At 72.2% G+C, this 21,862-nt stretch carries 25 protein-coding genes; 7 read left to right on the top strand and 18 right to left on the bottom strand.

All coding sequences use genetic code 11. The features are described from left to right. Nucleotides 1-26: 26 nt before the first annotated feature. Nucleotides 27-311: an usg protein gene (locus tag L7N97_RS01380; protein WP_237476596.1), complete on the top strand. Its 285-nt coding sequence runs from the start codon at nt 27-29 to the stop codon at nt 309-311. Nucleotides 312-488: 177 nt separating this feature from the next. Here L7N97_RS01380 and maiA read toward each other — a convergent pair whose 3' ends face one another. Further along, nucleotides 489-1,181, bottom strand: coding sequence for a maleylacetoacetate isomerase (maiA, locus tag L7N97_RS01375; RefSeq protein WP_237476595.1), 693 nt, complete (start codon nt 1,179-1,181; stop codon nt 489-491). Beyond that, nucleotides 1,178-2,281 (bottom strand): catalase family protein, encoded by a 1,104-nt coding sequence (locus L7N97_RS01370; protein WP_237476594.1) that lies wholly within the window; start codon nt 2,279-2,281, stop codon nt 1,178-1,180. Before L7N97_RS01370 ends, maiA begins: the two co-directional genes overlap by 4 nt. Before the next feature lie 218 nt (nt 2,282-2,499). Between L7N97_RS01370 and L7N97_RS01365 the strand changes: the two genes are divergently transcribed. After that, nucleotides 2,500-3,162, top strand: a complete 663-nt coding sequence (locus L7N97_RS01365; protein WP_237476593.1) for a DoxX family protein — start codon at nt 2,500-2,502, stop codon at nt 3,160-3,162. Between the two features lie 12 nt (nt 3,163-3,174). On the opposite strand, the gene L7N97_RS01360 is transcribed toward L7N97_RS01365, so the two are convergent. Together L7N97_RS01360 and L7N97_RS01355 are read right to left on the bottom strand one after the other, a co-directional pair. Beyond that, on the bottom strand, nt 3,175-4,557 hold the full coding sequence (locus tag L7N97_RS01360; protein WP_237476592.1) for a sensor histidine kinase: 1,383 nt from the start codon (nt 4,555-4,557) through the stop codon (nt 3,175-3,177). Continuing rightward, nucleotides 4,554-5,219 (bottom strand): response regulator, encoded by a 666-nt coding sequence (locus L7N97_RS01355; protein WP_237476591.1) that lies wholly within the window; start codon nt 5,217-5,219, stop codon nt 4,554-4,556. The genes L7N97_RS01360 and L7N97_RS01355 overlap by 4 nt, the downstream gene beginning before the upstream one ends. A gap of 182 nt (nt 5,220-5,401) precedes the next feature. Here L7N97_RS01355 and L7N97_RS01350 point away from each other — a divergent pair, with 182 nt between their 5' ends. Further along, on the top strand, nt 5,402-5,797 hold the full coding sequence (locus L7N97_RS01350; protein ID WP_237476590.1) for a hypothetical protein: 396 nt from the start codon (nt 5,402-5,404) through the stop codon (nt 5,795-5,797). Nucleotides 5,798-5,851: 54 nt separating this feature from the next. Here the strand turns inward: L7N97_RS01350 and L7N97_RS01345 are convergent, their stop codons facing one another. From L7N97_RS01345 to L7N97_RS01310, 8 genes are all read right to left on the bottom strand, one after another. After that, nucleotides 5,852-6,787, bottom strand: coding sequence for a sugar-binding protein (locus L7N97_RS01345; RefSeq protein ID WP_237476589.1), 936 nt, complete (start codon nt 6,785-6,787; stop codon nt 5,852-5,854). A gap of 69 nt (nt 6,788-6,856) precedes the next feature. Next, entirely contained in the window at nt 6,857-7,888 is a 1,032-nt protein-coding gene (locus L7N97_RS01340; RefSeq protein ID WP_237476588.1) for an ABC transporter permease, read from the bottom strand. Beyond that, complete coding sequence (locus L7N97_RS01335; RefSeq protein ID WP_428980944.1) at nt 7,888-8,655, bottom strand: ATP-binding cassette domain-containing protein; 768 nt, start codon at nt 8,653-8,655, stop codon at nt 7,888-7,890. Before L7N97_RS01335 ends, L7N97_RS01340 begins: the two co-directional genes overlap by 1 nt. A gap of 249 nt (nt 8,656-8,904) precedes the next feature. Continuing rightward, complete coding sequence (locus L7N97_RS01330) at nt 8,905-9,384, bottom strand: F0F1 ATP synthase subunit B family protein (protein ID WP_237476587.1); 480 nt, start codon at nt 9,382-9,384, stop codon at nt 8,905-8,907. 12 nt (nt 9,385-9,396) lie between these two features. Continuing rightward, entirely contained in the window at nt 9,397-9,957 is a 561-nt protein-coding gene (locus L7N97_RS01325; protein ID WP_237476586.1) for a F0F1 ATP synthase subunit B family protein, read from the bottom strand. Between the two features lie 88 nt (nt 9,958-10,045). Beyond that, nucleotides 10,046-10,306 (bottom strand): F0F1 ATP synthase subunit C, encoded by a 261-nt coding sequence (locus L7N97_RS01320; protein ID WP_428980943.1) that lies wholly within the window; start codon nt 10,304-10,306, stop codon nt 10,046-10,048. A 54-nt stretch (nt 10,307-10,360) separates the two neighbouring features. Beyond that, nucleotides 10,361-11,122 carry a F0F1 ATP synthase subunit A gene (locus L7N97_RS01315; protein ID WP_237476585.1) on the bottom strand — a complete coding sequence of 254 codons (762 nt, stop codon included), beginning with the start codon at nt 11,120-11,122 and terminating at the stop codon, nt 10,361-10,363. 76 nt (nt 11,123-11,198) lie between these two features. Beyond that, entirely contained in the window at nt 11,199-11,537 is a 339-nt protein-coding gene (locus L7N97_RS01310; RefSeq protein WP_237476584.1) for an AtpZ/AtpI family protein, read from the bottom strand. Nucleotides 11,538-11,794: 257 nt separating this feature from the next. On the opposite strand from L7N97_RS01310, the gene L7N97_RS01305 reads away from it, so the two are divergent. Both L7N97_RS01305 and gyrB read left to right on the top strand, forming a co-directional pair. Continuing rightward, nucleotides 11,795-12,529 carry a C13 family peptidase gene (locus L7N97_RS01305; protein WP_237476583.1) on the top strand — a complete coding sequence of 245 codons (735 nt, stop codon included), beginning with the start codon at nt 11,795-11,797 and terminating at the stop codon, nt 12,527-12,529. Between the two features lie 140 nt (nt 12,530-12,669). Then, entirely contained in the window at nt 12,670-15,126 is a 2,457-nt protein-coding gene (gene gyrB, locus L7N97_RS01300; protein ID WP_237476582.1) for a DNA topoisomerase (ATP-hydrolyzing) subunit B, read from the top strand. Nucleotides 15,127-15,500: 374 nt separating this feature from the next. Here the strand turns inward: gyrB and L7N97_RS01295 are convergent, their stop codons facing one another. Continuing rightward, a complete protein-coding gene (locus L7N97_RS01295) occupies nt 15,501-15,677 on the bottom strand; it encodes a hypothetical protein (RefSeq protein WP_237476581.1) in 177 nt (58 codons plus the stop codon). A gap of 243 nt (nt 15,678-15,920) precedes the next feature. Between L7N97_RS01295 and L7N97_RS01290 the strand changes: the two genes are divergently transcribed. Next, nucleotides 15,921-16,406, top strand: coding sequence for a cupin domain-containing protein (locus L7N97_RS01290; RefSeq protein WP_237476580.1), 486 nt, complete (start codon nt 15,921-15,923; stop codon nt 16,404-16,406). Between the two features lie 20 nt (nt 16,407-16,426). Here L7N97_RS01290 and metF read toward each other — a convergent pair whose 3' ends face one another. From metF to L7N97_RS01265, 5 genes are all read right to left on the bottom strand, one after another. Further along, nucleotides 16,427-17,335, bottom strand: coding sequence for a methylenetetrahydrofolate reductase [NAD(P)H] (gene metF, locus L7N97_RS01285; protein ID WP_237476579.1), 909 nt, complete (start codon nt 17,333-17,335; stop codon nt 16,427-16,429). Nucleotides 17,336-17,367: 32 nt separating this feature from the next. Beyond that, nucleotides 17,368-18,375 (bottom strand): metalloregulator ArsR/SmtB family transcription factor, encoded by a 1,008-nt coding sequence (locus L7N97_RS01280; protein WP_237476578.1) that lies wholly within the window; start codon nt 18,373-18,375, stop codon nt 17,368-17,370. Nucleotides 18,376-18,510: 135 nt separating this feature from the next. Then, complete coding sequence (locus tag L7N97_RS01275) at nt 18,511-18,801, bottom strand: hypothetical protein (RefSeq protein WP_237476577.1); 291 nt, start codon at nt 18,799-18,801, stop codon at nt 18,511-18,513. A gap of 92 nt (nt 18,802-18,893) precedes the next feature. Then, entirely contained in the window at nt 18,894-19,745 is an 852-nt protein-coding gene (locus L7N97_RS01270) for an NAD(P)H-hydrate dehydratase (RefSeq protein WP_237481982.1), read from the bottom strand. A 38-nt stretch (nt 19,746-19,783) separates the two neighbouring features. Then, entirely contained in the window at nt 19,784-20,551 is a 768-nt protein-coding gene (locus L7N97_RS01265; protein ID WP_237476576.1) for a histidine phosphatase family protein, read from the bottom strand. 224 nt (nt 20,552-20,775) lie between these two features. Here L7N97_RS01265 and L7N97_RS01260 point away from each other — a divergent pair, with 224 nt between their 5' ends. After that, nucleotides 20,776-21,861, top strand: a complete 1,086-nt coding sequence (locus L7N97_RS01260; RefSeq protein ID WP_237476575.1) for a GSCFA domain-containing protein — start codon at nt 20,776-20,778, stop codon at nt 21,859-21,861. Nucleotide 21,862 lies beyond the last annotated feature (1 nt).

Raw genomic sequence — 21,862 nt, 5'->3', positions numbered from 1 at the left:
CTTGGCTCCGTTTCGGAGGTCGTCACATGGGATCGGCACGCGACGTCTCACCCGACTTCATCCGCCAGCTCGCCGGCTACGGCCTCACCACGGCGGAGATCCTGTACCACCTGCCGGATCACCCCGGCCTGCTCCAGAGCTACGTGTGGCAGGCCTACGACCTCGCACCTGGCTTCCCGGCCCTGACGAAGTTCCTGCAGTTCTGGCGCGATACGCTCGACGGCGCGCTCCACTCGGTGCGGGTGGGCCATTCCGGGCTGATCAGGCCCGCCGAGATCGCGCTGGTGGGGCCGGAGTTCCGGCTGCAGTGATCGATGCTTCGGCCTCGACGGCGGGTGTGTCATTCCGGCCTTGAGCCGGGATCCCGCGGTGAGGCCGGGCGCGATATCGACCGGTTGAGCCCCGTCGGATCGACCGCCCCGGGTCGTCGCTCCGCTCCGTCCGGGATGACAGCATGGCCTACGGCGCTGGATGTTATCAGGGAGCCCTCAGCCCTGCGGCGCGCCGGGCTGGCGCGACGCCTCCGCCTCCGCGAAGGCCGGATCCTCCATGCAGCGGTCGAGGATCGCCGTCAGCGTCGGCGTCGCCGGCAGGTCGAGCTTGAAGATGCGGCCGATCATCGCCATGCCGGAGGCGCAGATGTCCGCGATGGTGATGCTGTCGCCGTGGCAGTAGCGGCCCGTGTCGGGGCTGGCCTTCAGCTTGGCTTCCAGGCTCTCCATGCCGGTGCCGACCCAGTGGGCCGCCCAGGCGCGCCAGGCGTCCTGGTCGAGCCCGAGCGTGGTCGTGGCATATTTGCGCACCCGCGGCACGATCAGCGGGTGCGTGTCGCAGGCCACGTCGCAGGCGATGGAGCGCACCCGCGCCCGGCCGCGCGCGTCCGCCGGCAGCAAAGGCCGCTGCGGGAACCGCTCCTCGACGTATTCGAGCAGCGCCAGGGACTGCGTCAGCGGCGGCAACCCGTCCTCGACCAGTGCCGGCACGGCCCCCATCGGGTTGCGGGCCAGGAACTCCGGCGAGCGCTGCTCGCCCGCGTCGATGTCGACGGGGATCTCGCGGTAGCTCACTCCCTTGAGGGCCAGCGCCACGCGCAGCCTGTACATGGCGTTGGAGCGCCAATGGCCGTAGATGCTGAACGCGCCCCGGTCCTCGACCAGGTCGCCCGTCGTGTCGTGAGTCATGCCGCGATGCCCTCGTCCCGCTTGGGTTCCTCCAGTGTGACGCCGTTGGCCTCCGCGCGGAAGCTCGATGAGGCCTCGTAGATGGCCTTGCGCACGCGCATGATGGCGCCGAGGGGCCGGTGCGCCGCGATCCCGTGCCAGGGGCTGAAGGACATGCGATCGTCGATGCGCTCGTGCTTGGCCTCGTCCCAGGCCACCTGCGGCCCCGCGGTGATGCGGGCCACCGGCACGTAGGGGCTCTCGTCCTCGGGCCAGACCACGGAGGCGTCCTCGACCGGCATCGTGTCGGTCGAGGTGTTGAGCTGCACGCAGAGGTCCCACTCCGCCGTGTGCTCGGCGAAGAAGGCCGTGACGGCGTCGCGCAGCCCGTTGGGCTTGCCGTTGACGTTCAGCGGCGCGTCGGTGAGGCGCTTCACGTCGGGCGAGGCCGGGCGCACGCAGACCTTGGCGACGTAGTCCCCGTACAGGATCGGCACCTGGCTATAGAAAGTCTCGCCGAGGATGTGCGTCTCGGGATGGCCGCCGAGCGAGATCAGCGTCGCGCTCTTGCCGCCCGCGGCCTCGACCACGCTCTCCACCCCGCGCAGGGCGGCCGAGAAGACCTTCTTCAGCACCTGCGGCGTGTCGGTCGAGGCGGCGAGCGGCTTCAGGCTTCTCAGGAACTGCTTCGGCGTGCCGGCCGAGAAGGCGGGCGCGTTGGCCATCACGAAGTCCTGGTTCGCGCCCGCGGCGTCGGGCAGGCGCTCGCCCTCGACCCCGATGACCTTCACCGCGAGGCCGCGGGGGGTCGACACGCTGTCGTCGAGCACGTCGCCGGGGTTGGTCGACAGCCGCATGATCACCGGATGGGTGCCGGGCCGGGCGAAGACGCCCTGAGCGAGGGCGTCGGGCAGGCCGCCGAGCACGCGCATCTCGGCCCGCAGGAGCCCGTGGCTCTTGGCGTGGACGCCGCGCTCGGCGTGGCCCGTGTCCTTGAACACCGTCCCCTCGATCTTGTTGAACTGGGCGATGATGTCCCGCGTCACCTGCGCTTCGTCGGGCTCGGGCTGCTCGAGGTCGGGCCGGTAGCGGACGGGGTGGGCAGGGGCCGCGATGGTCATGGAGCGCTCCGGAACGCTGACTCGTTCGGCGCTGAAACCGGGAGGCGAGGTCGCGGGTTCCCGCGCGCCGCGGCGACCCTGCCGCGACCGGCCGCGCCGCGCGGGAGCCCTGGATTCCCGCCCGCGACGCGGCTAAGCCTCGGCCCGCGGCCGGGAACCCGGCCGCACACGCAAACCTCACGGCGACCCCCGCGCCGAGGGCGCCACGAGGAGAAGCCATGTCGAACCTGCTGCACGACCTCGTCGCCTTCCTGACGGGCGAGACGGCCGACTACACGGCGCTCGGCGCCGCCAGATACGTCGTCATCCTCGCCTTCTACGCGCTGGTCGTGTGCAGCGTGCTGCTGCTCGCGATCAACCTCCGGCAGGAGCGGGCGCAACGCAGCGGGGCGCTGCTGTGGCTGTGGATCGTCCGGGTGCTGGTGGGCTGCATGTGGTTCCAGGCCCTCCTGGGCACGCTGCCCTTCGGCACCGGCAACAGCCTCTACGCCTGGACGCAGCAGGCGGGCGGCCGCGCGGCCTTCCCGCGCGTGGGGCAGTTCATCAACGACACGCTGCTGACGCATTTCACGGTCTTCGACCCCGTCGTGTTCCTGGTCGAGTTCGTCCTCGCCGCGGCCCTCATCCTCGGGCTCTTCGTGCGGCTCGCGGGGCTCTGCACCTTCCTGGCCGGCGCGCTCCTGTTCCTCGGCGTCTACGGTCAGCGCCCGGGCGACCCGGCCGTGTGGCCCTGGGGCTTCGTCTTCCTCGCCCTGCTGGGCGGGAGCCTCGCGGTGTCGGGCGCTGGCCGCGCGCTCGGCGCCGACGCCTGGATCCGACGCAACGTCGCGTCCGTGCGGGACCGGCGCGCCGCGGGCTGGCCGCTGCGCCTCCTGACCTGAGGCGTCTTCCGGTCAGCTCTCCGCCAGCGGCAGCGTCAGCTCCGCGCCGAGGCCGCCCATCCCCGACCGGCCGAGCCTGAGCCCGCCGCCGGACAGCTCTGCGAGCTCGCGCGCGATCGGCAGGCCGAAGCCGTGGCCCGGCGACGCCTCGTCGAGGCGCCGGCCGGGCCGCATCGCCTCCTGGACGGCGCCGTCCGGCAGGCCCGGCCCGTCGTCCTCGACCGCGACCACCGCGGCGCGATCCTCCGCGCGCGCCGTCACGCGCACGCCCGACCGGGCCCACTTGAAGGCGTTGTCCATCAGGTTGCCCAGCATCTCGTCGAGGTCCTGCGCGTCGCAGGCGAGGGCGAGGTCCGACGGCACCGACACCTGGCAGGCGATGCCGCGGTCGGCGTAGATCTTCGGCAGCGCCGCCGCGAGGTCGTCCACGCGGGGCGCGAGGTCTGTGCGGACGCGCGACGTGCCGCCGAGCGCGGCGGCCCGCGCCCGGCCGAGGTGGTGGCGGATGCGCCGGTCCATCAGGGACACGAGGTGGCCGAGCTGCCCGTCGGGGTCGCCCGCCGAGGCGTCGAGCTTCACCGCCAGCGTGGCCAGCGGCGTCTTCAGGCCGTGCGCGAGGTTCGCGACGTGGCGGCGCGCGCGGGCCAGGTTCTCGGCATTCTCGTCGAGCAGCGCGTTCACCTCGGCGACCAGCGGGGCGACCTCGGCCGGCTGGGGGCGAGGGATGCGCTCGATGCGGCCGGCCCGGACCGCGGCGAGGTCGCGCTGGAGGCGCCGCAGCGGCTCCAGCCCCACCCGCACCTGCACCAGCGCGGCGCCGACGAGCGCCGCGCCGAGCAGCGCCAGCGTGAAGGTGAGGTTGACCAGCACGTCGCGCAGCGGGTCGGTCAGGGCCGCGAGCGGCGCCGCGGCCAGCACTGTGGCGAGCAGCGGGCCGACACGCGCCTCGCTCGACCGGAGGCGCAGCATCTCGCCGTCCGGGCCGAACCCCGTGCCCGGCCGTGGGGGCCTCGGCCGGTCCGGCGCCGGGGGAGGCGCGCCGTCCGGCGGAGGCGGCAGGCGGTCCGCCGGGCGGAGCGACCCCGAGCGCGCCACGACCTCCGTGCCGGACAGCACCTCCCAGGACCAGCCCGAGCCCGGCCGGTCGAAGGGCGGCCCCTCGACGTCGTGGCGCAGCGCGAGCCGCCCGTCCGGCGCGACGCCGAGCGCCGCCGTCACGGTGTTGATCTGCGTGTCGAGGCGGCTGTCGATCTGCCCCTCCATGAAGCGGCGCAGCGTCAGCGCGTCGACGAGGCCGGTCGCCACCACGGCGCCGACCACGAGCAGCACGGCGCCGAGCGCCAGCCGTGCCCGCAGCGAGCGCGGGCGGCGCGTTCGGAGATGCGGGGGCGTCACGTCGCGCCGGCCGTCAGCCGATAGCCGCGGCCCCGAACGGTCTCGATCATGTCGTGGCCGATCTTGCGGCGCAGACGGCCGACGATGACCTCGACCGAGTTGGAGTCGACCTCGGCGTCGCCGTCGTAGACGCGCTCGATCAGGTTCGCGCGCTCGACGACGACCTCCTTGCGGAGCGTCAGGCAGGCGAGCACGCGCCATTCGAGGCCCGTGAGGCGCAGGGGGAGCCCGTCGAGCTCGAACGTGCCGAGCTGCGCGTCGAAGGTGAGCGGGCCGCAGCTGACGCGCGACTCGGCGTGGCCCTCCGAGCGGCGGATCAGGGCGCGCAGGCGCAGCACCACCTCCTCCACGCGGAACGGCTTGGTGAGGTAGTCGTCCGCACCGGCCTTGAAGCCCTCGACCTTGTCGGACCAGCCGTCTCGCGCCGTCAGCACGAGGACGGGCAGCTTGCAGCCGGCCTTGCGCCAGCCCTTCAGGACCGTGATGCCGTCGACCTTGGGCAGCCCGAGGTCGAGCACGGCGGCGTCGAAGCTTTCCGTCTCGCCGAGGTGCTGGGCGTCCTCGCCGTTGCGGGCGACGTCGACCGCGAAGTTCTCGCGCTTGAGCACCGCCGCCACGCCCGCGGCGAGCTCGGCGTCGTCTTCGACCAGCAGCACGCGCATGGGATCTCCGGTTGGGTGAGGGCGCCGGGGTAGGGCACGCGGTTGAACCGAACCTGAACCGCGGGGTTCAGGGCCGGTCGCGGGGCCGGGGCCTAGAAGACGGTCCATCGGCGCCGCCCCGCCGACCCGAATGCGGGTCGGGCCCTCGGGGGTCCCGGGCGCCGGACTGGAAGGACCACACGATGCGCAGATTGATTCTCGCCGCCGCCGGCCTGGCGCTGCTGGTGCCCGCCGCACTGGCGCAGACCGCTCCGGCCGCCCCCGCTTCCGGCGCGGCCCCGGCCCCGGCCGTCGGCCAGGCGGCTCCCGCCGGCCAGCCCGGCACCCCGGGTCCGGTGGCGGGCGGCCCGGCCGTTCCCCCGCCGCCCCCCGGCGGCCCGCGCGGCCCCGGCGGTCCCGGCATGATGCCGCCCCCGCCCCCGCCGCCCCCGAGCCGCGCCGCCCACTTCCACCTTCAGCGCGGCGACGCCGTGGTCGACGTGAAGTGCGCCGACGACGACAGCGCCAAGACCTGCGCCGACACGGTCAACGCGATGCTCGACAAGCTCGCGAGCCTGCCGGCGCCGGCCCGGAACTGAGGACGGCTCCGGCCGGACAGGCGGCCCGCTCCATCCGAGCGGGCCGCCCCCGCCTCAGTTCGCCGGCTTCAGGAACTTGTCGACGTTGTCCTTGGTGACGACGTCGAGCCCCGAAATGTTGATCACCGGCACTTTCTCGCCGTTCTTCAGCTTCAGCAGGATGTCCATGGCCTTCTCGCCCATCTCGTAGGGGCGCTGGCCCACCAGCACCTGGGCGTAGCCCTCCTTGAGCAGCTGCAGCTCGACCGGCAGCGTGTCGGGCATCACGAGTGGGAACTTGCCGGCCTTCACCTTGTCCATGTTGGCGTCCACGTAGCCCTTGTAGGCCTTCGGCGCGAACAGCGCCCAGCCGCCGACCGGGATGATGGCGCCGATGTCCGGATTGGCGGTGGCGAAATCCGTGAGCTGCTGGGCCGCCAGCGCGGCATCGTCGTTGCAGAAGGCGGGCGAGCCCTTCACTTCCGTCCAGCCCGCGCCCTTCAGGACCTCGTAGAGGCCCGCGAGGCGCTCGTTGAGGTTCTCGGCCGCCGGCCCGCCCGACTGCGTGGCGAAGGTCGAGGGCTGGGGATGGACCTTGATGAGCTGGCGGCCGAGCTCGCGCCCCATCTCCTTGTTGTCCGTGCCGACATAGGCCTGGCGCGCCGAGTTCGGGGCGTCGGCGTCGAAGGTGATGACCGGGATGTTGGCGTCGCGCGCCTGCTTGATCACGCCCGTCACGGAATCGGCGTCCGCCACCGAGATGGCGATGCCCTGGACGCCCTGCGTGATGAAGTCCTGCATGATCTGCACCTCGGTGGCCGGCTCGTGCGTCGCCGGGCCCTTGTAGATGCAGGTCACGCCGATCTTCTTGGCTTCCGCCATGCAGCCGTCGCGCGACAGGTCGAAGTAGGGGTTGTCCATGCCCTTGGGGATCAGGGCGAAGGTGTCGGCGGCGCGGGCGGTGCCCATCAGCGACGCCACGGCCACGGCGGCCAGCAGGAGGGACTTCATCGGCGTTTCTCTCTCGAAAGCCCGCGCCGGGTCTTCTCGCCCGGCGCCGGGGATGGGGGACGCGCCGCCCTATTCGGGTTGGCGCGTGCGGATGCGGTCGACCAGCACGGCGAGCACGATGATCGAGCCGACGAAAACCTGCTCCCAGTAGGTGTCGGCGCCGAACAGGGCGAGGCCGTTGCGGATCACCTCGATCAGGGCCGCGCCGATCACGGCCCCGGCCGGGCCGCCGATGCCGCCCGCGAGGTCGGCGCCGCCGATGACGGAGGCGGCGATGATCTTGAGCTCGTAGCCCACCGCGAGGTTGGCCGGGGCCGAGCCGAGCCAGCCCAGGATCAGGATGCCGGCCAGGCCCGCGCCGAGCGCGCAGAGCACGTAGACCGACACCTTGACCCGCGCCACCGCAACGCCGGTGAGCTTGGCGGCGCGCTCGTTGCCGCCGAGCACGAAGACGTAGCGGCCCCACCGCGTGTGCCGGAGCACGACGCCCATCACGGCGGCGAGCACGAGCAGGTAGACCAGCGGCACCGGCAGCCCGGCGATCCTGCCGTCCGTCAGCGCGTAGAAGGCGTCGACGCCCGGTCCGGCCGGCGCCTGGCCGCGGCCCTGCGTGATCACGTAGGTGATGCCGCGGCAGATCGACAGCGTGCCCAGCGTCACCACGAAGGGCGACAGCCTCACCACCGCGATCATGAGCCCGTTGACGAGGCCGACCAGCGCCGCGGCGCCGAGGCCGAGCAGCACCGCGCCGCCCATGACGCCGAACGGCACGCCGGCCAGGAAGGTGCCGGCCAGCATCTTCATCAGCATGGCCGTGAGCACGGCGGTCAGCGCCATCACCGAGCCGACCGACAGGTCGATGCCGCCCGTGATGATGACCAGCGTCGAGCCCAGGGCCACGATGGCGATGTAGGAGAAGTTCTTCGACGTGTTGAGGAGGTTGTTGGCCGACAGGAAGTGATTGGCGAAGACCGCCACCAACGCCACCACGACCACGAGGGCGAGGCCCACGTAGGCGGTCTGCGACGCCAGCGCGCCGGAGCGGTACCAGCGGTCCCGGCCGACGTTGGTGAAGACGATGCCGGGCGCGGCGTCGGACATCAGGCGAACTCCTTGGCGCCGGTGATGAGGGCGGTGACCTCCTCGGGCGTCGAGGAGGCGACCGACTTGTCGGCGCATTTCGTGCCGCGGCGCAGCACGACGACGCGGTCGCAGACGCTGAACACGTCCGGCATGCGGTGCGAGATGAGGATCACGGCCACGCCGCCGTCGCGCAGGCGGCGGATGAGGTCGAGCACCTCAGCGACCTGCCGCACCGAGATGGCGGCCGTGGGCTCGTCCATGAGGATCAGCTTGGCCTTGGCGAGCCGCGTGCGCGCGATGGCGACGGCCTGGCGCTGGCCGCCCGACATGGAGCGGACGAGGTCGCGCGGGCGGGTCTCGCTCTTCAGCTCCGCGAAGAGCTCGAGTGCGCGGGCGTTCATGGCGCGGTGGTCGAGGAAGCGGAAGGGGCCGACGCGGCGGGTGATCTCGCGGCCGAGGAAGACGTTGGCGGCCGCCGACACGTTGTCGGACAGCGCGAGGTCCTGGTAGACGACCTCGATCCCGGCCGCGCGGGCGTCGAGCGGGCGGTCGAAGCGGTGCTCCTCGCCGTCGAGGCGGATGGTGCCGTGCGTCGGGTGGAAGTTGCCCGCGATGATCTTGACCAGCGTGGACTTGCCGGCGCCGTTGTCGCCCATGAGGCCGACGACCTCGCCCGGCTGAATCGCGAGGTCGACGTCGGACAGCGCCCGGATGGCGCCGAACTCCTTGCCGATGCCCTTCAGCTCCAGGACCGCGCTTCCGCGCGGTGACCCCATCGCGCTCATCCCGGCGCTCTCCCCGATCTCTTCGTTGTCGGGGAGCTTATGGGCGGTCGAAACGCGCCGCAATGGACGTTTGACAGTCGTCCGACAATTTCTGGCGGCGGCGGAGGCGCAGTCCCGAGCGGAACCGCCGGGAAAGCCGGCGCGCGGCACTGCCGCGGGGCGGTGCGCGGCGTGGTGGGGGCCCCTGAAACGGCGAAGGGCGCCGGCGGTGTCCCGCCGGCGCCCTTCGCGATCGCATCCCCGATCGGATCAGTGGAACTGCGTCTTCAGCCGCTCGATCTCGCGGCCCGCGAGGTCGCTCACGCCCGTCCCCTTGGGGTCGCGGCGCAGCACGATCTCGGCGGCCCGGACTGCCGCGTCGGCCGCGGCGGCGCGCACGTCGGCGGCGGCCTGCGTTTCCGCCATGGCGATCTTCTGCTCGGCCTGCTTGGTGCGGCGGGCGACGTAGTCCTCGAGGCGCGCGTGCGCCTCCTGGCTCATCAGCTCGGCCTCCTTGCGGGCCTGCGCCACGATGGCGGCGGCCTCGGCCTCGGCGGCGGCAGCCTTCCGCTTGAAGCTGTCGAGAACGGCGGCGGCCTCGTCATGCAGGCGCTTGGCCGAGGCGAGCTCGTCGGCCACGCGGCGGGCGCGCCCGTCGAGCGCGTCGGCGATCCTGCCGTGCATCCCGAGGTAGGCGAGGAGACCGACGAAGATCAGAAATCCGAGGGCGACCCAGGCTTCGGCGTCCATAGCTGTCCTCCCTCAGGCGACGGTGGCGGCGGGGGCACCCGCCTGGTTGACGGCGTCGTCGATCGCCTGACGGTCGGCGGGCTTGCCGGTGAGGTGCTCGACGATGGCGGCCGCGGCGTCGCGGGCGATGCCCTGGACGTTGCCCATGGCGCGGGCCTTGGTGTCGCCGATCTGGCGCTCGGCGGCGGCCATCTTGCCGTTGAGCTCGTCCTCCAGCGCGTGGCGCTTGGCGTCCTGCTCGGCGAGGAGGTCCTCGTGGGTCTTCTGCGCGAGCGCTTGGGCGTTGGCCTTGGCGGCGGCGAGCTTGGTGTCGTAGGCGGCGCCGGCCGCGGTGGCCTGCTCCTGCATCCGGGCCGCGTCGGCGAGGTCGCCCTCGATGCGGTTCCGGCGGTTGTCCAGGATCGCGCCGACGCGCGGCAGGGCGATGGTCGACATCAGCCAGTAGAGCAGGCCGAAGATCACGACCAGCCAGAAGATCTGGGACAGGAAGGAGGCGCTCTCGAAGGGCGGGAAGGCGGCGGGTTCGGGCGTCAGGTCGGAGGCCTGGGCGAGGGTCTGTTCGGCGACGGCCATGTCGGTTCCGGGGTCGGGGCTCGGGCGGGACCGGCGTGCCGGCCGATGAGGGGCCGCCGCGGGACGGGCGTCCCGCGGCGGCGATGCATCACTTCACGAAGAGCAGCAGGATCGCCACGAGGAAGGCGAAGATGCCCAGACCTTCGGCGAGCGCCGCGCCGATGAAGGCCCGGCCGAACTGGCCGTCGGCCGCCGACGGGTTGCGCAGCGCGCCGGACAGGAAGTTGCCGAAGATGGTGCCGACGCCGATGGCGGCCGCGCCCATGCCGATGGCGGCGAGGCCGGCGCCGATGAACTTGGCGGCGTTCATGTAGGCGTCAGCCATGTGCTGGGCCGAGGTGGGATCCATGGTGTGCTCTCTCTTTCGGTGTTGGACGGGCGACCGGCTGTTGTTGGATGTTTATCAGTGGCCCGGGTGGATCGCGTCGTTGAGGTAGACGCAAGTCAGGATGGCGAACACGTAGGCCTGGAGGACGGCCACGAGCAGCTCAAAAGCGGTGAGGATGATGATGCCGAGGAAGGGCAGGGGCGCGATCAGCGCCGCGGCGGTGCCCGACCCGAGCAGCAGGACCACGAAGCCGCCGAACACCTTCAGGGTGATGTGACCGGCCAGCATGTTGGCGAACAGGCGGACCGAGAGCGAGATCGGCCGCGACAGGAACGAGATGATCTCGATCAGCACGATGAAGGGCAGGATGGCCGGCGCCACGCCCGACGGCTTGAACAGGCCGAGGAAGTGGGTGCCGTGGCGCACCAGCCCGTAGACGATGACGATCATCATCACCAGCGCGGCCAGCGCGAAGGTGACCACGATCTGACTCGTGACCGTGTAGGAGAAGGGCAGCAGGCCGAGCAGGTTCGCGAAGAGCACGAACATGAACAGGCTGAACACGAAGGGGAAGAACCGCATCCCCTCGTTGCCGGCGGTGGACCGCACCGTGTCGGCCACGAACTCGTAGGACATCTCGGCGGCGGCCTGCAGGCGGCCCGGCACCAGCGAGCGGCGCGACGTGCCGTAGATCATCAGCAGCGACACGAGGCCGAGGATGATCACCATCAGCAGCGACGCGTTGGTGAAGGCGATGTCGGTGTGGCCGAGCTTGCCCGACCGGAACAGCGGCGCGACGTTGAACTGCTCGATCGGGTTGATTGCCTGCTCAGCCACGCTCAAACCTCATCCCTGGCGGCGCCCCGTCGGGGGTTCCGCGTCCGATCCCGCGGCCCGGAGGGCCGCCCCGTCGTCACCGCCGCGGCCCGGTCGGCTGCGCGGCGATGCGGTACACGTTCCAGAAGCCCGCGACCGTGCCCAGCGCCCCGAACACGATCAGCATGGCGGGCGAGATGCCCAGCCACCGATCGAGGACCCAGCCGATGAACCCGCCGACCACCACGGCCGCGACGAACTCCGACATGACCCGGAAGCCGAGGCTCATGGCCTGGCCCATCCCGTTCGGGGACGGCACGCCCGGCCCTGCCTTCGGCGCCTCGGCCGCCCTGCGGTGGCTGTCGAGCGCGCCGGACAGCTCCTTCAGGCGGGCCCGCATGGCCGCGTCGTCGTCGTCGGAAGGGCTCGCCACCATCGGTCTCGCTCCCCCGCCGCGGCCCGGTCGTCTCGCCCCGGCGCGCGGGGCTGGTTTCATCGCGAAAAAGGCACCGGAGTGCCCCAATCCGCTGGGCGGGTTCATAGAAACCAGCACAAGATTGGTGTCAAGAACGGCGGCTGCCTGTTTTCGAGGCTTCCCCGTGGCGCGGGTGCGACCACGCCGGAGGCGGCGCGGGCGCGGGGCGTGGTAGGCTCGCGTCGCCCCGTGGCACGCGGGGCCGGAGCACGACACCCATGACCCTCGCCGCCCTGCGCCGCGCCTTCGCGCTCCTCGCCCTCCTGCCCCTGGCGATGCCCGCCGCGGCGGCTCCGGCCGCCCCCGCCAAGGCGGCCGTGGTGGCGCTGGCGCTGTGGAGCGATCCCGTGTTCCGATCCGAAGCCGAAGGCGCCGCGAAGGTGCTGTCGACCCGCTACGGGCACGGCGGCCCCGTGGTGGTGCAGTCCAACACCGCGCGCGCCCTGGTCAACGGCCCGTCCGGCATCGCGGCGGCGCTGAAGCGCGCGGCGCGCGGCGTCGACCCCGCGCGCGACGTGCTGATCCTGCTGCTCACCACGCATGGCTCGCCGGACGGCATGGCCGACAAGGGCGGGGGTCGCATCGGCCTGATCCCGCCGGACCAGCTGCGCTCGATCCTCGACGCGAGCCCGTTCCGGCACCGCGTCGTGATCGTGTCGGCCTGCTTCGCCGGTACCTATACGGCGCTGGCCTCGCCCGACACGCTGGTGATGACCGCGGCGGACAGCACGCACCCGTCGTTCGGCTGCCAGCCGGAGGCGCACTGGACCTACTTCGGCGACGCCCTGTTCAACCAGGCGCTCCGCCGCGACGCGACGCTCCCCGAGGCCTTCCGGGACGCCCGCACGATCGTGGCGGCCCGGGAAGCCAAGGACGGCTTCGACCCGTCGAACCCGCAGATGGCGGGGGGCGAATCCGTGCTGCCGCTGCTCGACGGCGCGGCGCCCCGCTGAGGGCCGGAGCCTCTTTGCCTTTCATCAAGGCACAGGCGCCATTATATAAAGTGTGTCCCGGGCGCCGCTCCGCGCCGCCCCAAAAGCGATCCCGGCCGCCCTATCGGCCCGGCCTTCCGGATCGGAGAAAGCTGCACTCGATGTCCCAGTCGCCCGTCCCGTCAGCCGCACCCGAACCCAACGCCTACGGGGCCGATTCGATCAAGGTGCTGCGCGGCCTCGACGCGGTGCGCAAGCGCCCCGGCATGTACATCGGCGACACCGACGACGGCTCCGGCCTCCACCACATGATCTACGAGGTGGTGGACAACGCCATCGACGAGGCCCTCGCCGGCCACGCCGACCTCGTCACTGTGACGCTCAACGCCGACGGCTCCGTGTCCGTCTCCGACAACGGGCGCGGCATCCCGACGGACATCCACAAGGAGGAGGGCGTGTCGGCCGCCGAGGTCATCATGACCCAGCTCCACGCCGGCGGTAAGTTCGACCAGAACTCCTATAAGGTGTCGGGCGGCCTGCACGGCGTCGGCGTGTCGGTCGTCAACGCGCTGTCGACCAGGCTCGCGCTGCGCATCTGGCGCTCCGGCCACGAGCACGAGATCGAGTTCGCCCACGGCGACGCCGTGGCGCCGCTGCGCGTGGTCGGCCCGGCCGGCCAGGACGAGCGCGGCCGCGAGCGGCGCGGCACCGCCGTGACGTTCTGGCCCTCGCCGGAGACGTTCTCGAAGACCGAGTTCGACTACGCCACCGTGGAGCACCGCCTGCGCGAGCTGGCCTTCCTCAACTCCGGCGTCCGCATCGTGCTGACCGACGCGCGCCGCGCCGAGGTGAAGCGCGAGGAGCTGTTCTACGAGGGCGGCCTCGAGGCCTTCGTGCGCTACCTCGACCGCACCAAGGCGGCGCTGGTCGACAAGCCCATCCTGATGCGCGGCGAGAAGGACGGCATGACCGTCGAGGTCGCGATGTGGTGGAACGACAGCTACCACGAGACCGTGCTGCCCTTCACCAACAACATCCCGCAGCGCGACGGCGGCACCCATATGGCGGGCTTCCGCGGCGCGCTCACGCGCCAGGTGACGGGCTACGCCGAGCGCTCCGGCATCTCGAAGAAGGAGAAGGTCGACGTCACCGGCGACGACTGCCGCGAGGGCCTGACCTGCGTGCTGTCCGTGAAGGTGCCCGACCCGAAGTTCTCCTCGCAGACCAAGGACAAGCTCGTGTCCTCGGAGGTGCGCCCGGTGGTCGAGAGCATCGTCAACGAGACGCTCGGGCAATGGTTCGAGGAGCACCCGGCCGACGCCAAGATCATCGCCGGCAAGGTGGCCGAGGCCGCCGCGGCGCGCGAGGCGGCCCGCAAGGCGCGCGAGCTGACGCGCCGCAAGGGCGTGCTCGACGTCGCCAACCTGCCCGGCAAGCTCGCCGACTGCCAGGAGCGCGACCCGGCCCTGGCCGAGATCTTCCTCGTCGAGGGCGACTCGGCCGGCGGCTCGGCCAAGCAGGGGCGCAACCGCGAGTTCCAGGCCGTGCTGCCGCTGCGCGGCAAGATCCTCAACGTCGAGCGCGCCCGCTTCGACAAGATGCTGTCGAGCCAGGAGATCGGCACGCTCATCACCGCGCTCGGCACCGGCATCGGCCGCGAGGACTTCAACGCCGACAAGCTGCGCTACCACAAGATCATCATCATGACGGACGCCGACGTCGACGGCTCCCACATCCGCACGCTGCTGCTGACCTTCTTCTTCCGGCAGATGCCGTCGCTGATCGAGCGCGGGCACATCTTCATCGCCCAGCCGCCGCTCTACAAGGTCAAGCGCGGCAAGTCCGAGCAGTACCTCAAGGACGAGCGCGCCAAGGAGGACTACCTCACCGACAACGGCATCGAGAACGCGGTGCTGCGGCTCGGCTCGGGCGAGGAGCGGGCGCGCGGCGATCTTCGCACCGCCATCGAGCAGGCGCGGCTCGTGCGCGCCGTGCTGGCCCAGCTCCATTCCCGCTACGACCGCGGCGTGGTGGAGCAGGCGGCCGTGGCGGGCGCGCTGAAGCCGCTGTCGACGCTCGGCGACGAGGAAGCCCAGCGGTTGGCCGGGGACGTGGCGCGCCGCCTCAACGCGCTGGCCGAGGAGACCGAGCGCGGCTGGGAGGGCGGCATCGGCCACGACGGCTTCGTGTTCACCCGCACGGTGCGCGGCGTGAAGGAGGCGGCCGTGCTCGACGGCGGCCTGCTCGCCTCCGCCGAGGCGCGCCGCCTCGACGAGCTCGGCCCCTCGCTGATCGAGATCTACGACCGGCCCGCGGTCTTCGCCCGCGGCTCGGACGCGACCCCGGTGGCGGGGCCGACCGCTCTGGTCGAGGCCGTGATGGCGGCGGGCTCGCGCGGCATCACCCAGATCCAGCGCTACAAGGGCCTCGGCGAGATGAACCCGGACCAGCTCTGGGAAACCACGCTCGACCGCAACGCGCGCTCGCTGCTCCAGGTCAAGATCAAGGAGGTCGACGAGGCCGACGACATGTTCGTCAAGCTGATGGGCGACGTGGTGGAGCCCCGCCGCGAGTTCATCCAGGAGAACGCGCTGTCGGTGGCCAACCTCGACGTGTGAGGACTCTCTCGTGAGCCATGCTGGCGGCCTGGCTTCCGGGCGGCATCGACGGTCTGATCCGGAAGTCCACCGACATATGATGTCCGGGGCCGGGCCGTCGGCCTGAGATGGCGGTGGCGACGGCGCCCGGCCCGAAGGCGACGTCGCCGGTGCCGACCTCGGCGTCACGGCTCAACATGGTCGAGGGCTGGTTCCCACCGCTGATCCGCCGCCGGTTCCAGCGCGATGCCTTCGCCGATACCGACGCGCTTGAGGCCGCCACCGGCGCCTCCGTGGCTCGCACCAACGTGGACCCGAAGCCGCTCGTGTGGGCTGGAAGCGCCGATGCCATCCTGCGGGCGTCGCCCACTTCTGGCTCAGACCGCCAGTTGCTTTCACCACTGGCCGAGCACGGCCGCGATCCGATGCTCGGCCGACACTGCCCCGAGCAGGAGGAGGGCCGCCAGGACGACGGCCGACACGGCCAGGAACGCCAGCAACGTCACGTCCGTGAAGGACAGCCGGTCGTCGGAGACGGCGTCGAGCGGGTCCGCGGGGGAATGCTGCACCATCGAAACGCTCCAGTTCGACGACGGACGGGGGGCCGGATCGCAGGTTTGGTGGGCCGATGTCGATACAATGCTCTACAGTCTGAGGAGTTCGTAACTCGATCCTATTGCTCGTTTAATCTTAACGGCGATATTCGCGCTTCGGATGCCTCGCGATACCATGCCGAGTTGCCACGATTGGCCGGCCGTTAGCGATCGAGCCGATACAGTGCAGACGTCATCGCGACAGATTCGAGGAGAGACGTCTTGCCCACCCAGCCCATGGTCTGCGGAACCACCGCTGTCGACCTCAGGCCGTCGCCGATCAACCCTGCCTGGATCCGGGGGGGCAATCCCGTGGCCCGCAACGCGCTGCTGTCGTCGAGCCGCGACCGCGCGGCCTGCACGCTGGTGTGGGACTGCACGCCGGGCGAGTTCGAGTGGCGCTACGACTCGGACGAGACGATCCACATCCTCGAAGGCTCGGTCGTGCTCGACGACGGCTGCGCGCCGGCCCGCCGCCTCGGCCCCGGCGACGTCGTGCTATTCCCGGCGGGCGCGGTGGTGCACTGGACCGTGGAAACCCACGTCCGCAAGCTCGCCTTCTTCCACCGCCCGCTGCCGGCGCCCGTGGCGCTGGTGACGCGCGCGGTCGGCAAGGCCAAGCGGATGATGCGCCAGACGATCAGGCCGGGATCGGCGCCCCGCCCCGTCTCGGCAGCGCCCGGCATGGGCGTCGCCACCGGCGCCTGAGCCTCCGCCGGAGACCGCCGTCAGGCCGCGGCGCGCTCCGCTTCCGGCTTGAGGCCGAGCAGGCGGCAGATCGCGTAGACGAGTTCCGCCCTGTTCATGGTGTAGAAGTGGAAGTCGCGCACGCCCGCGTCGACGAGGTCCAGCACCTGTTCGGCCGCGACGCCGGCCGCCACGAGCTGGTGGGTGGCGGGGTCGTTCTCCAGGCCGGCGAAGCGGTCGGCGAGCCAGTCCGGCACGGAAGCGCCGGTCTTGCGGGCGAAGTTGGCCGTCTGCTTGAAGTTCTGGATCACCGCGATGCCGGGAATGATCGGGATCGCGATGCCGCGCGCCCGAACGCGCTCGACGTAGCGCTCGTAGAGGCTGTTGTCGAAGAAGAACTGGGTGATGGCGCGCGTCGCGCCGGCGTCGACCTTGGCCTGGAGGCCGTCGAGGTCGGCGTCGAAGGTGGCGCTCTCGGGGTGCTTCTCGGGATAGGCCGACACCGTCACCTCGAAGTCGCCGAGCGCCTTGATGCCGCGCACGAGGTCGGCCGAGCTGTCGTAGCCGCCGGCATGGGCCTCGTAGGCCGTGCCAGGCCCGCCGGCGGGATCTCCGCGCAGCGCCACGACGTGGCGCACCCCGGCGTCCCAATAGCCGCGCACCACATCGTCGATTTCGCCCCGCGTCGCACCCACGCAGGTGAGGTGGGCGGCGGGCTTCAGACGCGTCTCGCGCACGAGGCGCGCCACCGTGTTGTGGGTGCGCTCGCGCGTCGAGCCGCCGGCCCCATAGGTCACGGACACGAAGTCCGGGTCGAGCGGCGCCAAGCGCTCGATCGAGCGCCACAGGCTGGCCTCGGCCTCGGCCGACTTCGGCGGGAAGAACTCGAAGGAGACGCGGATCGGGGCGCCCGGCAGGCGGCTCGGGCGCAGGGTATCGGGAGCGGTCATCGGGGCGTCCTGAGCGGAAGAAGGGGTGAGGATCAGGCCACGGCCTGCCGGAGCGGCGGCGCCTCGGCCGCGAGGCTGCGGCGGTCGCGCGCCATCCACAGCGACACGGTGAGCTTGTCGGCCTCGCCGGGCAGGGGGGCGAGGTCGCGGCCGGGCAGCGGATCGAGCCCGGCGTCCCGCATGAAGCCGTCGACCTCCGCGCGGGCGAAGCCCAAACGCCGGTGCGCGTGGGCGGCGCGGAGCGTCTCGTCGGCGTGGGGTGCGAAATCGACCACGAGCAGCCGCCCGCCGGGGCGCAGCACGCGCGCGGCCTCGCGCAGGGCGCGGGCGGGCTCGTCGAGATAGTGCAGCACCTGGTGGATCACGACGAGGTCGTAGCCGTCGCGCTCGACCGGCAGCGCGTAAAGGTCGCCCTGGCGGAGCTGCACGTTGCGCAGAGCCCCCCGCTCGACGCGCAGCCGCGCGAGGTTCAGCATGGCGTGGCTGCCGTCGATGCCGACCGCGCGTGCGGCGCGCGGCGCCAGGATCTCCAGCATGCGGCCGGTGCCGGTGCCGAGGTCGAGCAGCGCCCGCACGGGCGCGTCGCCCACCGCGTCCAGCACGGCGGCCTCGACCCGCTCCTCGGGCACGTGCAGCGCCCGCACCCGGTCCCAGTTCGGCGCCTGGGCGGCGAAGTAGCTTTCCGCCGAAGCCGTGCGGTCGCGGCGCGCCTCGGCCAGCCGGCCGTTGTCCGCGCGCAGGATGGCGTCCTCGGGGTCGATGCGGCCCAGGATGTCGCGCACCAGGCCGGCCCCGGCCCCGTGGGAGGCCGCGGTGAAGAAGGCCCAGGCCCCCTCGCGGTGCCGCTCGACCAGGCCCGCCTCGACGAGCAGCTTGAGGTGGCGCGACACGCGCGGCTGCGACTGTCCGAGGATCGTGACGAGCTCGCTCACCGTCAGCTCGGCCTCGGCCAGCAGGGCCAGGAGCCGCAGCCGCGTGCTCTCGCCGGCCGCTTCGAGCGCCGCCAGGGCTTCGGTGAAGGGGAATACGGCCTGGGTCATCGCCTGCTGCCTAAACATATAAAGATATGTTTATGCCATTCTTCGACGATGCGCAACGTCGAAAGCGGCATCGCGCCGGCGGGACGATAACGCGGCCGCTCGATCGTGCCCGAAGACGACCCGCTGCGGCGTGGCTCAGCAGCCGATGCAGATCTTGAGGTCATGGTCGAGCTTGCGCTTTTCGGCCAGCTCGGCGGCGGTCGGCTTCGGCGGGGGGGTCAGCTTGGTGTCGGGCAGGGTTGAGCCGGACTTCACGGCCCGCTCGCGGGTGCTCGGGGCCGTGCGCGAGATCGGGCGCGGCGTGCCGACGAGGCCGGGCGGCGCCGGAGCCGTGGGGCTGCCGTTGGCGGTCTGCGCGCCTGCCTCGGCGGGGAGCAGCAGGGCCCCGCCCAGCCAGAGGCCACGGATGATGCTGCCCGGCGCCATGGGACCCCTCCGAAACACCTGCCGCTCTCTATGCCACGGCCGGGCCGGGCGGGCAGGCCGAAACAGCGCCGCCCGTCCGAACCTCCGGCGCGTCAATCCGCGCGCTCCACCTCGTGCAGGATGCGCGGCACTTCGGCGGCGAGCTCGCGCGCGAGATAGCCCATCGGGCCGTAGGATCCGGCCAGCCGCGATCCTGCCTCCCCGTGGACGAACACGCCCCACAGCGCCGCCTGCGCGGCATCGGCGCCGCGGGCCAGAAGCCCCACGACGATCCCGGCCAGGACGTCGCCCGAGCCCGAGGTCGCGAGCCCGACGCCCCCGCCCCCGTAGGTCCAGGCGCGGCCGTCCGGCGCGACGATCCGGCTCTGCGCACCCTTCATCACCACGACGGCGCCGAGGAGGTCGGCGGCGGCGCGGGCCGCCCCGAGCGGGTCGGCCTCGATCTCCTCGCGGCTGCGGCCGAGCAGCTGCGCCATCTCGCCGGCATGCGGGGTGACGACCACGCGCCCGCCGCAGGCCCGCACGGCCGCCGCGTGGTCCGCGAGGCCGCACAGGCTCGCCGCGTCGAGCACGAAGGCGGTCGAGGGGTCCTTCGCCAGCAGGGCCGCCGTGAGCGCGATCGCGTCGCTGCCCTCGGCCAGGCCGGGCCCGATCAGCACGGCGTCGGCGCGCTCGACCTTTGGGCCGAGCCGCTCCGCCGCGGCGCCGGGCTCGATGCCGCCGTCCTCCGTCTCGGCGAGGCCGATCACCATGGCTTCGAGCGCGGCGAGCCCCACATGCATGGCCGCGGCGCGCACGGTGGCGACCTGCAGCTTGCCGGCCCCCGCGCGCAGCGTGCCCTCGGCGGACAGCAGCGCCGCGCCCGGCACCTCGACGGAGCCGGCCACCACCAGGGCGCAACCGCGTCCGTCCTTGCTGCCCTCCTCGGGCTTCGGCAGCGCCATGGTGCGCAGCAGGGTCGCGGTCAGCGGGACGGTGGAGGTCACCGCGCGGCTCCGGGGTTGGCGTCGGGCGCCGTGGTCACGGGCGCGCCCGCGTCCTCCAGCGGGGCCACGAAGTTGTAGCGCTCCAGCCGCGGCCGGCCGTCGATGCCCTCGGCCGCGTCGAAGCGGTATTCGGTGACGGAGCAGTTCGCCACGTCGCCCTCGGCGTCAATGGCGAGGATCTCGGCCTCCGTGAGCGTCTCGATGAGGTAGCGCAGGCACAGCACCACGACCTGATGGCCGACGATGAGGACCCGCCCGCCGCCGTGGTGGAGCGACATCGTATGGAGCGCGCTCCTGAGCCGGAGGATCACGTCGCACCAGCTCTCTCCGGCGGGCGGGCGGTAGTAGAACTTGCCGAGCGCGCCGCGCCGCTCCGCCTCGTCCGGGTAGAGCTCCCGGATGCCGGTCGAGGTCAGGCGGTCGAGCACGCCGAACTCCTTCTCGCGCAGCCGCTCGTCGACGATGGACTCCGGCGCGCCGCGGACGAGGCCGCCCGCGCCCCGGATGCGCGCCGCCGTCTGCTGCGCGCGGGTGTAGGGCGACACCAGCAGCGTGTCGGGCCGCTCGGCCTCGGGCAGGGCGGCGAACCAGCGGCCGACCGCGTCGGCTTGGCGCTCGCCGAGCGCGCTCAGGGGCACGTCGACGTCGCGGGTCTCGATGTCGATGCGGGCGGCGCCGGCCCGCATGGCGGCATCGCGCGCGACGTTGCCGGCGCTTTCCCCGTGCCTGACGATCCAAAGCCGCGAAGGCCATTGCTGCTGCATCCCCGGTTTCCCCCTGTCCGATGTCCGTCGTTCCGGGAGGGCAACGTCGCGGGGGCGCCCCGGGTTTGCCGCGATCGGGCCGCGGGGCCGGGGGGCGGCGATTCGCTTCACCGGGCGGCATGCGTCGGGCGTCGCGTCAAAAAATCGACATGGCGCGGCGTTCTGTGGTCCCATGCGGGCGTGCCGAGCGTGATCGCCGGGTCGAGAGGTCAGCGAGAGGTCAGATGGCGGAAGGGCGTCACCACCCCTACAAGGATCAGCCCGACCGCGCGTTCTGGCGCCGCAGCGTCGAGGGCGTCCACCCGCTGGAGATCGGGGGCTGGTACCGCAGGAAGTTCGCGCTGGAGGGCCGCCGCCTCGCCACCGGCGGGTCCTGCTTCGCCCAGCACATCGGCCGCGAGATGCGCCGGCGCGGCGCCGACTACCTCGACGTCGAGCCCGCGCCGGGCTTCCTGGCGCCCGAGATGCACCTCGACCACGGCTACGGCATCTATTCGGCCCGCTACGGCAACCTGTACACGGCGCGCCAGCTCCTCCAGCTCTTGCAGCGCGCCGCGGGCGAGATCGACCCCGTCGACCGCGCCTGGGCGCGGGGCGACGGCTTCGTCGACCCGTTCCGCCCCAACATCGAGCCCGGTGCCGTCGGCACGGCCGAGGAGGTGGAGGTGCTGCGGCGCCACCACCTCGCCCGCGTGGTCGAGCTGTTCGAGCGGACGGACGCCTTCGTGTTCACGCTCGGCATGACCGAGACCTGGATGTCGCGGGTCGACGGCGCGGTCTTCCCCGTGGCGCCCGGCACGGGCGGCGGCGAATGGGACCCGTCGCGCTACAGCTTCCTCAACCTGTCCTTCGCCGAGGTGCTGGCCGACATGGAGGCGGTGATCGCGCGCCTACGCGCCATCAACGGCGACATGCACTTCCTGTTCACCGTCAGCCCCGTGTCCATCATGGCGACCGCGACGCCCGACCACGTCGTCGTGGCCAACACCTATTCGAAGTCGCTCCTGCGCGGGGTCGCCGGCGCCCTCGCCGACAAGTACCCCTTCGTGGACTACTTCCCCGGCTACGAGATCACCACCGCGCCGCCCATGCGGGCCATGTTCTACAACGCCGACATGCGGACTGTGTCGGCCGCCGGCGTGCGCCACGTGATGGAGCACTTCTTCGCCGAACACGCGCCCGCGGCCCCGGCCCGGGCGCGCGTCAAGGTCGGCGGCGGTGCCGCGGCGCCCGCGCCCGCGACGGCGCCGGAGGACGCCGAGCGCGTGCTCTGCGACGAAGAGCTGGCTTCGGCCTTCGGGCGCTACTGAC

It is taken from the genome of Lichenibacterium dinghuense (assembly GCF_021730615.1).
Lineage (GTDB): Bacteria > Pseudomonadota > Alphaproteobacteria > Rhizobiales > Beijerinckiaceae > Lichenihabitans > Lichenihabitans dinghuensis.
This window is presented reverse-complemented; position numbering and strand designations above follow the sequence as displayed.